The 14395-nt window shown below is 50.8% G+C and carries 14 protein-coding genes; 5 read left to right on the plus strand and 9 right to left on the minus strand.

Annotated elements, in window-relative coordinates; translation table 11 throughout:
- Positions 1-7 precede the first annotated feature (7 nt).
- Positions 8-406, plus strand: coding sequence for a response regulator (locus NDI45_RS11760; protein ID WP_190792864.1), 399 nt, complete (start codon positions 8-10; stop codon positions 404-406).
- A gap of 54 nt (positions 407-460) precedes the next feature.
- Here the strand turns inward: NDI45_RS11760 and NDI45_RS11765 are convergent, their stop codons facing one another.
- From NDI45_RS11765 to NDI45_RS11785, 5 genes are all read right to left on the minus strand, one after another.
- On the minus strand, positions 461-619 hold the full coding sequence (locus tag NDI45_RS11765) for a hypothetical protein (RefSeq protein WP_190792863.1): 159 nt from the start codon (positions 617-619) through the stop codon (positions 461-463).
- 1 nt (position 620) lies between these two features.
- Positions 621-1085, minus strand: a complete 465-nt coding sequence (locus NDI45_RS11770) for an NUDIX domain-containing protein (protein ID WP_348247445.1) — start codon at positions 1083-1085, stop codon at positions 621-623.
- Between the two features lie 293 nt (positions 1086-1378).
- Complete coding sequence (locus NDI45_RS11775; RefSeq protein WP_348247446.1) at positions 1379-3067, minus strand: ATP-binding protein; 1689 nt, start codon at positions 3065-3067, stop codon at positions 1379-1381.
- A 164-nt stretch (positions 3068-3231) separates the two neighbouring features.
- Entirely contained in the window at positions 3232-4728 is a 1497-nt protein-coding gene (locus tag NDI45_RS11780; protein WP_190792860.1) for a UDP-N-acetylmuramoyl-L-alanyl-D-glutamate--2,6-diaminopimelate ligase, read from the minus strand.
- 31 nt (positions 4729-4759) lie between these two features.
- Positions 4760-5047, minus strand: coding sequence for a glutaredoxin family protein (locus tag NDI45_RS11785; RefSeq protein WP_190792859.1), 288 nt, complete (start codon positions 5045-5047; stop codon positions 4760-4762).
- Positions 5048-5223: 176 nt separating this feature from the next.
- Here NDI45_RS11785 and NDI45_RS11790 point away from each other — a divergent pair, with 176 nt between their 5' ends.
- The 3 genes from NDI45_RS11790 (at position 5224) to NDI45_RS11800 (ending at position 8874) form a co-directional block, all read left to right on the plus strand.
- On the plus strand, positions 5224-5391 hold the full coding sequence (locus tag NDI45_RS11790; RefSeq protein WP_348247447.1) for a hypothetical protein: 168 nt from the start codon (positions 5224-5226) through the stop codon (positions 5389-5391).
- 109 nt (positions 5392-5500) lie between these two features.
- Complete coding sequence (gene cysH, locus NDI45_RS11795; protein WP_190792858.1) at positions 5501-6250, plus strand: phosphoadenosine phosphosulfate reductase; 750 nt, start codon at positions 5501-5503, stop codon at positions 6248-6250.
- Between the two features lie 380 nt (positions 6251-6630).
- Positions 6631-8874, plus strand: a complete 2244-nt coding sequence (locus NDI45_RS11800; RefSeq protein WP_190792857.1) for an ATP-binding protein — start codon at positions 6631-6633, stop codon at positions 8872-8874.
- On the opposite strand, the gene NDI45_RS11805 is transcribed toward NDI45_RS11800, so the two are convergent.
- The 3 genes from NDI45_RS11805 to NDI45_RS11815 form a co-directional block, all read right to left on the minus strand.
- Positions 8860-10458: a HAMP domain-containing sensor histidine kinase gene (locus NDI45_RS11805; RefSeq protein WP_348247448.1), complete on the minus strand. Its 1599-nt coding sequence runs from the start codon at positions 10456-10458 to the stop codon at positions 8860-8862. The two genes, NDI45_RS11800 and NDI45_RS11805, sit on opposite strands and share 15 nt — an antisense overlap.
- A gap of 232 nt (positions 10459-10690) precedes the next feature.
- On the minus strand, positions 10691-11032 hold the full coding sequence (locus tag NDI45_RS11810) for a hypothetical protein (protein ID WP_190789964.1): 342 nt from the start codon (positions 11030-11032) through the stop codon (positions 10691-10693).
- Positions 11033-11404: 372 nt separating this feature from the next.
- The gene (locus NDI45_RS11815) at positions 11405-12136 is read right to left on the minus strand and encodes an SDR family oxidoreductase (RefSeq protein ID WP_190789963.1); all 732 of its coding nucleotides are present in this window, start codon (positions 12134-12136) and stop codon (positions 11405-11407) included.
- Between the two features lie 267 nt (positions 12137-12403).
- Between NDI45_RS11815 and NDI45_RS11820 the strand changes: the two genes are divergently transcribed.
- A complete protein-coding gene (locus NDI45_RS11820) occupies positions 12404-13573 on the plus strand; it encodes a low temperature requirement protein A (RefSeq protein WP_190789962.1) in 1170 nt (389 codons plus the stop codon).
- A gap of 117 nt (positions 13574-13690) precedes the next feature.
- Here NDI45_RS11820 and NDI45_RS11825 read toward each other — a convergent pair whose 3' ends face one another.
- Positions 13691-14395, minus strand: a complete 705-nt coding sequence (locus NDI45_RS11825; RefSeq protein ID WP_348247449.1) for a pirin family protein — start codon at positions 14393-14395, stop codon at positions 13691-13693.

A 14395-nucleotide genomic window follows, 5' to 3' on the forward strand; every position in this document is an offset into this window, starting at 1 on the left:
AAAAACGATGAAGACCGTTCTAATTGTGGAAGATGATTTGATTAATGCGCGAGTATTCTCCAAAATACTGACAAAACGAGGCGGGCTAGAAGTTAAACATACCGAAAATGTGGATGAAGTTATGAAAATTGCCCAGGCACAAGAGGCAGATATTATCCTAATGGATGTGTCTCTGTCACACAGTATGTATCAGGGCAAGCCCGTAGACGGCATCAAGATCACGCAAATGCTGAAGTCCGATCCTCAGACGGCTAGTTTACCAATCATTTTGGTCACGGCACACGCGATGGAAGGTGATCGAGAAAATTTCCTTCGGCAAAGCGGCGCAGATGACTACATCTCGAAGCCGGTGGTGGATCATCAGCAGTTTGTCGATCAGGTCATAGCATTGCTGCCACAAGACTAATTCTTCAAACAGACGCGACTGGGTCTACGAATGCTCAAACTGAGTATATACGTACTATTCCATTTTGACAAAAGTTTGGCAAAGTGACCGTTCAACCGAGGCTTCAACCCAAGCTTCGACCAGAGCTTCGATCGGAAATTCGTTCAGGTATCTCGTCAAACCATGCTCAAGCGTCTGAAACTTGAGTCGCTCCGTTGCTTCGATCGCAAACAAACTAACTCAGAAACAGTTCGGGCAGATCGCGTGGATTGACAAAAATTGAGTAGTTGAGCTTTGGATAGGCGATCGGCGGACGCTGCCAAAAAAAGGTAAAGCACATGCCACGATCTGCCCCTGTACCAAATACGGTGTGCTCCCAGTGATCGGGTAGAGTCGATGGAGCTTCCAGCAAGTAATAGTGACGGCGAGTGACTCGTTTCGATTTCAGGTCACAGCGATCGACCGTTCCCAGTCTGCGAACAATTTGCAGATCGGTTAGACCGCTTTCTTCTGCTACTTCCCGATACAGGGCTGCTTCGATCGACTCTCCGGGATCAACCCCCCCGCCCGGAATCTGGATGGGAGCCTCCACACAACGCGGATGGCGAAACAGCAGGAGCTCATACTGGCTACAGGCATTCTGACGCAAAATAAAGGCGCGAACTCGTTCGGAAATTGAAGCGGAATTAGGAAGATTCATGCCGATCGGATTCATGGAATGTAGGGGAATCGGATTCGCTCTAGTCCATTGTGCTATATCGCCTCTGCAAATCCTCAAAACGAAGGAAAGGACAAGCCTTCATAAGCCTTAATCGCTCTACCCAGCCCGTTAAGTACTGATGCAAATGATGAAGACCGTAAAAGCAATCACCAACCGCGCCTACAAACCAGAAGGATTTGGCAACGCGCCAATTGCCAATTCCAAGAAGAGCAAAAAGAAGAAAAAGAAATAGGCTTGGAGGAAGTTTGACTCACGCTCGTAATTAAACCACTTCACAGTTCGCTGCTGCCCCCACCAGGAGAAAAGCCATTTTGCGTCGCATCAACCGTTTTTGCAGAGCCAGAATAAATGGGCAGAAGCACTACAAACAGGGTTCCTTCGCCTGGCTTACTCTTGACGCTAATCGACCCGCCACAGCGCGTTACAAGCTGCTGCACGATCGTTAGCCCCAGTCCCACACCGCTATCTTCTCCGGATTGGCGACCCCGATAAAAGCGATCGAAGATTTTTGGCAGTTCACTGGTGGCAATGCCGACTCCGGTATCGCGAAACTCGATCAAAAGGCGATCGTCTTGCTGTCTGACTCTGACCCAGACCTGACCCCCACCGGGCGTAAATTTGATGCTGTTGTGCAGCAGATTAATCACAATTTGCCGTAGCCAGTGGAGTGAGCAGGCAACCGGAGGAAGTTCTTCTGGCACGGTATAAGCCAACCGCACGCCCTTTTCCTCAGCAAGCGGCTGATAGGTGCTGACCACACCCGGCACGACTTCGCTCAACCGCAGCGGTTCCTGCGCGACTTCGGCAGTATTTTCAATTTGCAGCAGCGACAAACCACTGGAGATCAGGGAGTTTTGTCGATCGCACTCGCGACTGAGCATTTCCATGTATTTTTGACGCTGAGGCGGTTTAAGGCTGGGCGAGTTGAGCAGCGACAGAGCAGTTTTCATGGTGGCAAGCGGCGTACGGAGTTCCTGCCCCAGGTTTTGGACAAAATCATTTTTCTGCTGAAGGAGAGCAAGTAACTGCTGGTTTTCCTGCTGAAGTTCTGCTGCCTGCTTTGCCCGCTGTCGATCGATCGCCCCACTGCGCCACAAGTCTTCCTGTCGCTGCACCTGTTTGGTCAGGAGTTGGGCAAGCAGCAAGGGATCAAGACTCTGAGCCATGCCCTGTGCCTGAAGCTGCTCCCAAGTCAGCGGCATCACTTCCGGCGATCGAGCGGTTTCTTCGCAAATCACCGCCTGATTCACCCCTTGAAGCACGGACTTCAGCAGCGCAGCATCAAACGAATACAGCGTCAGGAGCGGATGCTTGCGTTCCAGCCCTTCGTCATCCTGAATCCCGGCTGGTCTTCCTGCCAGTCGATCCGGCTCACTCCATGCCAGCCTATCCATGCTGCTGTTGCGGTTCAATCGAGGGCGATGCGCCAGAATCAGCCCATAAAAATGAGCCGTCGCTGCCAGCACAAAGTACTCTCGTTTAAGCTGGGCCTCGGCGGCAAGCGTGAGGGAATAAATCTTGACATTGCTGCTGCCCGCTGGCTCAGGGTCGGCTTTGGAAACAGGCGCGCCAATGACGGTTATGTCCATCATGTCGTCTGTCCAGTCGGTTATCTGTTGAGCAGGAGGCTGCGGAGCCGATGCCAATCGCTTTGCATGAACTGATCTGTCTTTTCTGGCTTGGGCGGCTTCCTGCACCATTTCAGCCTGGGTTTGCAGCAGGTAGATCTGATGCGGCAATTGAGCGGTCTGGCAAAAACGATTGAGTTCTGCCTGCCAGGCTGTTCCTCTTGGCAGTTTGACCCAGACCGCCGCAGGGGATGGCTGTTCCAGCAAAAAATCAAACATCAGCCCTACCATCGATTTAAATGTCGTGGGACTGAGTTGCAGCGGCGAGGAAGCAGAGGCAGCCTGACTTGCTAACTCATAAAGCGATCGGTTAACGGGGGGCAAAGCTGTCATGATTATGAGGATAGAAAAAGGAAAGAGATCAAGGGTGGGGCTACCTATACCGATTGTGCAGCCCTCTGGACAAATTCGTACTTTTTCTGTTAACTTTCTCCATCCTTCCCCCTGATCAGCGTTAATGCTGCAAATCTAGTTTTCTTTGCCTCATTAATTTTGCCTTACTGATTTTGCCTCATTGATAAGGACAGCCGCGCCTGTTCTCGATCGTCAAAATGCACCTTTTCCGTTCCCAAAATTTGATAATCCTCGTGTCCTTTTCCGGCAATCAACACCCCATCTCCGGGCTGCGCCTCCAGAATTGCCGTTTCAATCGCTAAGGCACGATCGGCAATCACCGTGGGTTCTACCGTTTCAGGAATTCCGGCGAGAATGTCCTGCAGAATGCGATTGGGGTCTTCAGTCCGCGGATTATCAGAGGTAACGACTGCCCAGTCTGCTAGCTCGGCGGCAATGGCTCCCATCTTCGGACGCTTGGTTCGATCGCGATCGCCCCCGCAGCCAAACACGCAGATCATCCGCCCCGAAATAAATGGACGCGATGCCCGCAGCAAGTTTTCCAAGCTATCCGGCGTGTGGGCATAGTCCACAATGACACTAATATCTTGCTGGAGATTAGTCTGCACTCGCTCCATGCGTCCCGGTACGCCGCCAAACTGAGGCAAAGCCTGGGCGATCGTCGGAAGATCTACGCCGAGATGCAAAGCCGCACCGATCGCCGCCAGCACGTTTGCAATGTTGTACTGTCCCACCAGCGGCGACTGAAAAGCAATTTCTCCAGCAGGCGTATGCAAAACGCCCCGCACTCCGTCGGATTCGTATTCCAGATCGCTCGTCCATAAATCCGCAGAGGAATCGGTGACGCTGTACGTCCAGACTCGATCGCGCTCAATTTGCTCGATTAAACGACGACCGTAGGGATCATCCTGATTCACGATCGCCCGTCCCTTCAAATAATCAGGGCTAAACAGCAGAGCCTTTGCATTGAAATAATCTTCCAAATCTCTGTGATAGTCGAGGTGATCCTGTGTCAGGTTGGTGAATACGCCAACCTCAAACGGACAACCCCAGACCCGACCCTGTGCCAGCGCGTGGGAACTCACTTCCAGAACGGCAACTTGGGAGCCTGCATTAGCTGCTTCGGCAAGCTGTTCTTGCAGTTCGACGGCAAAAGGCGTGGTGTGAACTGCCGTCTGCTGATAGCCTGCCCACCGAGCATAGAGCGTTCCCAGCAGGGCAACCGGTTGCCGTGCCTGAAGCAGCAAAAACTCAATCAGATGCGTCGTCGTCGTTTTGCCGTTAGTTCCCGTGACCCCCACCAGATTCATCTTCTCAGCAGGAAACTGGTAGAAAGCTGCCGCGAGCCGGGCACAGGCTTGCCACATATCCGGGTAGGGAATGACGCAGTGCGATTCAATGGCTGAAGCTGATTTTTCTGCGGCCCCAGGGGAGACGATCGCCGCAACCGCCCCCGCCGCCATTGCACTGTGCCAAAACTCGCCCCCATCCACACGGGTTCCGGGCATCCCGATAAACACATCTCCGGGATGGCAGGCGTGGGAATTGGTCGTTAATCCTTTGACCTCAGCCTCTAGTGCAGGGTGATTGGGCAGCACAGACAGGGCGGGAAGGTGAGACAGCAGTTCTTTCAGCTTCATATCGACAGCTCCTCCTGGACTGGAATTGCGATTATTCTGCCTTATTTTTCGAACTCTGCAATAGGATCTTTTGCAACAATCGATCGATTTGCTCGATCGAAGCACGGGGCGAAATACGCGGAACCAGAACAGGAGTTGGGTCAGACGAGGCAACCAGATAAAGCACCGGAATTTCGTATTGATATGCCTGAAACCAATCGTCGCGGGTGGTAATGTCGCGCACTTCCAGATCAAATTGCAGGCTCTGGATTTGCTCTAGCTTCTCCTGGAGTCCTTCACAGAGGTGACAGCCCGGCTTGCTAAAAAGAATGAGTTTCATCGTAAGAATAAAGTTAAGCTTTGCGGTAACGTTGTTCCACCTGCAAGCAGGCAAAAGAAAAGAGGCAACATTTGCGGCGATCTTTGCTGGCAAGGCAATCTTCCGGCAAGGCGATCGCTCCTGCAAATGGCAAGACTCCTCAGCACAGATACTTTGCTCTTTTACGCAGATCTTTCATGCAGATCTTTCACGCACACCTTCTACGGAATAGTACAAGTAGCCAGGCAATTAGCCAGGCTCTCCCACCGGGACATACTGCCGCGATCGAAATTCTGGCGGAATCCTGGCGAAATAATCATGGCAGAGAGACAGATAAAGCATGCGCGTTGCATGAGGAATTCTGATCTCTCTCAGCATATCGTTATCAAACTCCTAAGCCGATCGGCTTATGTGCCTTTCTAAGATAGAATAGGTATCAATACACAAGAGTAAATCAGCCTGAAAGAACGGGTTATGACAAGTTATTCCCCTGAAGCCGACGCTGGACAGCACGTTGTCGATATCAGTCAGTTTGATTTGGAGGAGCTAAACCGCCGCTTTGATACCGCTACCCCCCTGGAGATTTTGTCCTGGTGTGCTGCGAATATTCCAAGTGGTCTGGTGCAGACGAGCGCCTTTAATATCGACGATTTAGTGATTACAGACATTCTGTATCGCCAGCTCAAGTTCGTCCCGCCTGTGCCCGTCATCTTTCTGGATACGCTGTACCACTTCAAGCAAACGCTGGAACTGGTTGAAAAAGCAAAGGAACTGTACAGCCTGAACCTCCAGACCTACAAAATTCCAGATGTCGATTCGCGTGAGGCATTTGCCGCTAAGTACGGCGAGGCTCTGTGGGATACCGATATCGCTAAGTTCCACCAGCTCACCAAGATTGAACCGCTTCAGCGCGGACTGGACGAACTCAATACGATCGCCTGGATTACCGGACGCAGACGAGATCAGGCAGTTACCCGCGCCGATATGCCCGTCTTTGAGCTAGACAACCAGCAGCGGCTCAAGATTAATCCACTAGCAGCCTGGACGCGCAAACAGTCCTGGGAATACGCGATGGAACACAAAGTCATCTACAACCCGCTCCACGATCAAGGCTATCCCAGCATTGGCGATGAACCGATCACGACTCCGGTTGGCGAGGGCGAGGATGAGCGGGCTGGACGCTGGCGCGGCACCGGCAAAACCGAGTGCGGTATTCATATCTAGAGATTTTGATTTAGCTCGATTCTGACTTCTATCGCAGGAGTGCTACCGATCGGGTCGAATTACGACTAATTTTCATCAGGTGGGCGGTTGGTCCACCTTTTTTTATGGCAATTTTTATGGCAATTTTTTATAGCAATTAACCAGAGCAAGTTGGGCATCGTACCTCGATCACCTAGCAAACCCATCACGCCCGATCGCATACCCGGTCGCATACCCGATTGCAAAAGTACGGCTCCTACCCGGTTTTGGTTATCCGTATCCCTTAATGCTAGACAGGAATGCCAGATAGAAATGCCACGCAAGCAGGAAATGATCAAGCGTTGGGATTTGTCGCATTCGCTAGGGAACGATAAAGCCACTCTTTCTTTGTCTATCGAGCTATGGCGATCAAAGTTCTGGAGCGGCGGTTTATAGTCAAACAGCTACCATTACGCCTAATCCTAATCATTCCCTTCGTGCTGCAAATCTTTCTGGCAGTTGGCTTGACGGGTTATTTCGCGATCCGCAACGGTCAAAAATCAGTTGAAAAAGCAACATCCCAGTTACGCAGTGAAATTAGCGATCGCATTAATCAGCAAATTCTCAATTATCTGGAAAAGCCCTACATCATTAATCAAGTGATTGCGGCTGGAATTGCAGGAGGGCAGCCTGATGTAACAGACATCCCCGCATTAGAGCATTTCTATTGGCGTTTGGTGAACCAAAACACAGTCGATTTCCTTCAGATTGCCACTCCTAGCGGGACTAACATTCTTATAGATCGCCTGGAAGAGGGACTCATTGTAGCTCGCACAATCGAAGAAGCAAACCGACTCGATCGCCAGAGCTATCGCCTTGATGAACGAGGTAGACGGGCTGAATTACTGCAAACTCAGCCGTTCGACGCACGGACGCGCCCCTGGTACAAAGCTGCGCTGGAAGCGGGTCAGCCTATTTGGAGCGAAATTTTTGTCGGGGCTGCAACCTCAAGAGTTACCATTTCTCTATCTCAACCCATCTACAGCGAAACAGGCAATCTTTTAGGGGTGCAAAGCAGCAACTTTCGCCTTTCACAAATTCATGAGTTTCTAAAAAACGTGGCAGTCGGACAGACCGGACAAACGTTTATTGTCGATCGTACTGGCAATTTGATTGCGAGTTCAAAGGTTGAGCAACCCTTCAAAATACATGATCAGAAACTAGAACTCGTTCCAGCTGAGAATTCTGAAAATCCTGTCATTCAGGCTACCGCAAAAGCCTTGAGCGACCAATTTGGGAGTTTCAGTCAGATTAATCAAATTCAGCAGTTTGAGATTCAAACGGATAGCGGTCGTCAATTTGTACAAATCTCCCCGCTTCAAGACGGGCGCGGAATTAATTGGTTCAGTGTTGTGGTCATTCCCGAAGCGGACTTCATGGCAGAAATCAATGCCAACACCCGCACCACCATTCTGCTCTGTTTCGCTGCACTGATTACGGCAACGATTCTAGGTATCTATACATCAAAATGGATTTCTCAACCCATTCTGCGCTTGAGCCAGGCATCTGAGGCAATTGCAGATGGAGCATTCGATCAAACTGTGAATCCATCGAATGTTCGAGAGTTAGGAGTTTTGGCTCGTTCGTTTAATCAAATGACGCAGCAGCTCCGCGAATCTTTTACTGCGCTAGAGCGAACCAATGAACAGCTAGAACAACGAGTTGAAGAACGCACCACAGAATTGAGCAATACACTTCAAGAACTTCAGCGCACTCAATCTCAAATGATTCAGGCTGAGAAAATGTCAAGCCTGGGGCAATTAGTGGCTGGAGTTGCTCACGAAATTAACAATCCTGTGAATTTCATTCATGGAAATGTGGCACATGTAAGCCAATATAGCCAGGATCTTTTAGAGCTGATCCAGCTTTATCAGCAAGAATTTCCGGTTCCACCTTCAGCAATTCAAGCCAAACTTGACGATATAGAGCTGGAGTTTCTCACAGAAGATGTTCTGAAGCTGCTTGCCTCCATGAGAGTTGGAACAGAGCGAATTCAAGAAATTGTCAAATCTCTCCGCACCTTCTCCCGCTTAGATGAAGCGCAGGTCAAAGAAGTCAATATTCATGAGGGATTGGATAGTACCTTGATGATTTTGCAGCATCGACTGAAAGTGAACACCAACCGTCCAGAAATTCAGGTAATTCGGGATTACGGCGAGCTTCCTTTGGTGGAATGTTATCCCGGACAGCTCAACCAAGTCTTTATGAATATTCTGGTAAACGCGATCGATGCTCTCGAAGAAAGTAACACAAAGCGGACTTATCAGGAGCTAAAAGATCATCCGAATCAAATTACAATTCGTACTTCAACTGTCAATACAGATTGGGTAGAAATTACGATCGCTGACAATGGCTCTGGCATGCCGGAAGCGATTCGTCAGTCTATTTTTAATCCCTTTTTCACAACCAAACCGATTGGCAAAGGAACGGGCATGGGAATGTCTATTAGCCATCAGATTATTGTCGAGAAGCATGGTGGTAAATTAGACTGTTTCTCGACGGTTGGAGAAGGAACCGAATTCATAATTCAGCTCCCAATTCAACTGGAAGCCCATAAAACAACTGAACTCACCTCAGCAGAGCGATCGCCTTTACCGCGTTTCTAGAGGCAGAAAAACTGTTAAAATCTCGCCCTGTTGCGGGTGATGCTTCACGATCAGCTTGCCGCCCAACACCTGAAAAAGGTTTTTGGTGACGCTCATATTCAGGCTAAGATTGCCCGTCTCCGGCTGGAACATCAGCAGTTGACCAATCGATTTCAGTGTCGGCATCACGCCAAACTTCATGCCTTCTTCTTTGCCGTCTTTGGATTTGCCTTCCGGGTATGACTCAAATTGCAGCTTGAGCTGATGTCCTGCCAGGGTGACGCACACATGGATATGGCTTCTCGGCGGCAGGCTGTGGGTAATGCGATCGACTAATCCCGTGAGTGCCTGATCAAGCATTGTGGGATCGGTGATGACCATTGGCAGCTTTTGCGGCAGGCTGACTTCGAGCGTATGGCTATGCTGAGTGGCTTGCTGCTGCCAGCGATCGATGTTTTGCTGAAGCACCTGTGCCAGGGAAATCGGTGAAAGCGGACTGAGCGGAGCGCGAGTTTGGGTCGTCTCCAGTTCGGCAGCGCGAAAAATCAGGTTAAAGCGATCGATTTGCTCGGTGCATTCGCGATCGATAGTTTGCAGTCGCTTGATCACGTCTGGGCTGAGTTCTTTGCGCTTCAGCAGCAGTCGAGTCAGGGTACGAATCGTAGTCAGGGGAGTCCGCACTTCATGGGCGATCGCCTGAAGCAGTTCGGTATCAGGGCAGGCATTGCCCTGGTTAACAACCGTCTCCGCGCCATGGGAAAGAATCGGCTCAACGGTGAACACCCTCTCACCGGGATACTTTGACTTCTTCCCGTGATGTTTAGGCGGCACAGATACTTTAATCGGCTGAACAGTTTTGTAAGCGGGTGGCTTCACGCTAGGCGCAGCAATGCTCTCAACCCGTTTGCGATCGTCTGCCTCCAGGTCTGCCGGGTCGGGAAGGTGGGTTAGCATCAGCCGCGTGAACTGCATCACTGTGCGATAGTCGGGCGCGACCGGAGCAAACTGCTCGACCAGAGATTCCAGATTGCTAAGAGCAGGAGCAAACGCAAGCTTCAGCCTTGCCTGAATCGAGCGCCATGCCTGCCATACGGTTTCGGGTTCAAAGGAAAACAGAAAAGTCGGAGTTCCGGCAGGGGTTTCGCCAACTGCCATTGCCAAACTTAGAGTCGGGGTAAGCACCAGGCAAAACTGCTCACCAGCCAGCGGGTCGCTCGCCATCAGTGGCAGGGTAGGCGGCGTGGCATAGGCAGAGTCGATCGGCAAATTCTCAGCAGCCGGAAGCTTTAACCGCTCCTGAGGCGAACTCACCGTTAGCGTCCAGGCAGCAAACTGATGCACCAAACACTGATCCAGCACGGCAACCGGACCCGACAGCACCACCCCTGACACTTCTTTGCCCAAAGCAGCAGAGCCTGAAGCAGCCTGGAGTTGCAGAAGTTCGTTTAAGGCAGCGATCGCCCCACTCCATTCCCGCTCTGCACGCACCTGCTGCTGTGCCGGAAAGCGATTCACAGAGTTTGGATTCGCAGAATTTGGCGCAGAAACAGGCGATGTACTCAACGCCAGAATTTCACTGAGAGTTGGCAGATACCACTTATACACAACACTTTACCTATCTGACCGACGGCAAGAAACAGGCAGAGACACTGGACATTGAATGACACTGGGAAAGCTTGCCGAGAAGCCTGACGATAACGTGGGCTGTCCAGTTCAAAAGAATAATCTTTGTCCTGCTACTACGACGATACCGAGATTTCCGCGATCGAAACAACCTCATAACCGTACTCCTGAGGTCGCAATCTCCCCCCGTACTGTCATTTTGAAGAGCAGGAAGTTACAAAATTAACAGAATTAAAGAAAAAACCAGCAGCTTCAGTACGACTGAGAACAGTTGGCGTTTGGGTAATCCGATCGGTGGTCGTCTTACAAAGAGGACACAGCCGCCGCCTAAATGATCCTGTTCGGCGATCGCTACCTTCATCCAAGTAGCAGCCCGTTTCGTCGCTACCAATCCTGCCGACCCTGCTCCAATAATCAATCGGTCAAAATCAAGCCAAAATCGCAAAACATGAGCTGTCTTTGAATAATGCTTCCGATCGATCGCGCATATTTCACTTTTGTACTGCTTTGGTAAAACTGGATGATGCAAAATCTGATGGTGCAAAAACCGAATCATGCAAAACTCGATGTAGAGCTTGATGATGCAAGAACGAATGCAGAATTAATGCAAGATTGAAACGATATCCAAGGCTCCCTGATACGGCAATGCAAAGCGATTTGGTGTTGCTGCATCGGGGAATGGGCGTTGCTGAATTGGAGTATGATTAGCCTCCCTAGCCCCCCTAGCCCCCCAAAATTGGGGGGAACTGATCCTCAAAGTCCCCCAGAATTGGGGGATTTAGGGGGCGATGCAGGCTCTCAAGTTATGTCTTCATACTTCGATTCAGCAACGCCGGGGAATGAAGGGTTCAGGGTGACATCGTTAGGTAGTCCCCTAAAGGGGTCAATTCTGGGGGGTTGCGCCGGAAGAGCGAGTTTCGTTTGATTCCTACCACGGCAAAGGCTTACCATCTCGAAAAAAGCCGCCTGTGGGTCCGTCATTCGGCAACATCACCGCCCACACTACACTGGCTGCCCCATCTGTCACGGGTCGTCCGCCTGAACCTCCCATGTCTGTCGCCACCCAGCCCGGACAAATTGCATTTACCAAAATGCCAGCATCCTTTAGTTCTGCTGCTAGGGTACGAGTCAAGGCGTTGAGTGCCGCTTTCGAGACGCTATAAGCAGGGGTGCTCTTGCCCATACTGGCGATCGACCCGGCTTCGCTGGAAACATTGACAATGCGACCGTGCTGGCTACGACGAAGCAGGGGCACAAAGGCACTGCACATCCGCCAGGGTCCGAGCGTGTTGGTGTTGAATGCCTCCTGCACCGTATCAAGGTCAGCGGTGCTGGGCTGCTGCCAGGTATCATACAGAATGCCTGCGTTGTTCACCAGCACGTCTATCTTTCCAAACTCCTGGTCGACCTGAGCCGCAAGCTGAGCAATAGTGCCAGAATTTGTGACATCAAGCTGGCGCGGCAGCACTTGTAATCCTTCATCGCTCAATCTTGCGGCTGCCGTTTTGCCTTTTTGCGGGTCACGAGAACCGAGAATCACTGTCATCCCCTGCTGAGCAAGCTGACGAACAACTTCCAGTCCAATGCCCCGATTGGCTCCCGTGACAAGTGCGATGCCTCCTTCGGGAAACTGAAAATCAAGCGATCGAGCTTGGGTCATAGCTTTGCCTTTGGCTCAGGGCTATCCTGATTCTACTGATTTCCAAAATGGTTTCAAGCGATCGGCTATCCCAAGCTGTTCTTCTATCCTAAGAGGCTGTTTGGAAAGCGTTAAATGTTCTATAGTGCCCCCTAATTTGGCGACTTTAAAATGAGGAGGCGATGTTCTCCTCAATTAACGGACTGGGGGAAGGTACAGTTTAGGCAAAAGTTTAGATACAGCTCAAGCAAAATCCAGGCAAAATCTAAGCAAGATGAACTTAGGCAAATGAACCCAATTCCACGGCAATTACTGCAACTTTACGCTGGAGACCATAAAGGCAATCGAGAACGTCATGCGACCTGGCTAGAACTCTTTTTTGACCTCGTATTTGTCGTGGCGATCGCAGAACTCGCCCACCTGCTTCATGACCATCTCGATTGGGGCGGCATTGCCAGCTTTGCGATCCTGTTTATCCCGGTCTGGTGGCTATGGATTGACTTCAGCTACTATGCCGACCAATTTAATGTCGAGCAAGGCTTTTATCGCCTGATTATGCTGGGCATTATGTTTGGCATGATTGTGCTGGCGTTAACACTGCCAGAGGCATTACAGGTTGAGGGATCAGCCCAATTTGCCAGCGTTTATACAGCACTACGTCTGGTCATTGTTGGCTTATATTTCCAGGCGTGGCGGTTGGTGCCTCAATCGCGAGAATTAACAAAGCGGTACACGCTCAGCTTTTCGGTTGCGCTGGTGCTGTGGCTGGTGTCGATCGTCCTTCCTCCGCCGATTCGCTTTTTGCTCTGGGGTATTGCGCTGCTGATTGAAATCACGACAGGACCTATTACCTATGCCACGATTCGTTCTGTGCCCCAGCAGGTCTCGCACATGGATGAACGGTTTGGACTATTCGTGATCATTGTCCTGGGGGAAGCGATTATTGCAGTTGCCACCGGGGTTGCCGACCTTCAGTGGCGGTGGTACGAAGTGTTGACGGCGATCGCTGGATTTATTGCCGCCGTGAGTCTGTGGTGGATGTACTTTGAGCGAGCCGATGACTCTGTTATTCACTCAGCTTTGCGGGGTGATCGACGGGCGTTGATGCATGCGTATGTATATGGCTATAGCCATGTTTTTTTGTTCATGGGTATTGTGGCGATCGGGGTGGGAATTCAAGCGGCGATCGAGGCAGCAGCGGCAGCGGAAGGGCTATCTCCTGCGCTCTCTGTGATTTTGGGTGGCGGAGTGGCGTTGTATTTGCTGAGTTTGACGGCAGTTCAGTGGGCGACTCCACGCTCGCTTTCCAGGCGCATCATTTTGCTACGTGGAATCGCCGCGATCGCTTGTGCAGGGCTGGCAGGATTAGGCACTTTCCTCACGCCTTTCCTCATGGTGGGGTTACTTGCCCTCATTCTGATTGGACTGTCGCGGATCGAGTGCCTGCGCTCAAAATGAATTTTCAAGCATCCTACTTTTCAAGCATTCTCATGATGCGTCGGCTCCCAGTGTGAAGCTTGTCTTGAATAAACCCTGTCTTGAACGAACCTTGTCTTGAATTGCCGCAGCAATTATCTACGCTGCCATATCAAACATCAGCACTTCTGCATTCGGGGTCGTTCCTCGCAGCGTAATCAAGGGTTCATCTGCGATCGCTGCACCGTCGCCCGCAGCCAATTGCTGACCGTTTAACTCAACTGTTCCTCGCGCCACTTGTAACCAGGCAACTCGTCCATTCTCAAATTGATGGTTAACTTCATCGCCTTCGTGTAGTGTGGCAGCATACAAGTCAACATCCTGGTGAATCGTAATCGAGCCATTTCGACCATCCTGCGAACCAACCAAACGCAACTGACCCTGCTTTTCCGCAGTGGTAAAGGTTTTCTGTTCGTAGCCGGGTGCAATACTCTTACGCTCTGGCAAAATCCAGATTTGCAAAAAGTGAACTGGCTCAGTCTTAGAAGCGTTATATTCGCTGTGCAAAATGCCTGTTCCCGCAGACATCCGCTGCACATCTCCGGGACGAATCACCGATCCTGTACCAATGCTGTCTTTATGTTCTAATGCGCCTTCAAGAACATAGGAAATGATTTCCATATCGCGGTGTCCGTGGGTGGCAAACCCCTGACCGGGAGCAACTTTGTCTTCGTTGATCACACGCAGGTTTGCAAAGCTCGTGTGATTGGGGTCAAAGTATTCGCCAAAAGAGAAAGTATGGCGGCTATCAAGCCAACCAAAATTCGCGGCACCTCTAGCTTCGGCAGGTCGAAGGGTAATCAT

The sequence above is a fragment of the Leptolyngbya sp. GB1-A1 genome (assembly GCF_039962475.1).
In the GTDB taxonomy this organism is placed as follows: Bacteria; Cyanobacteriota; Cyanobacteriia; order Elainellales; family Elainellaceae; genus Leptolyngbya_A.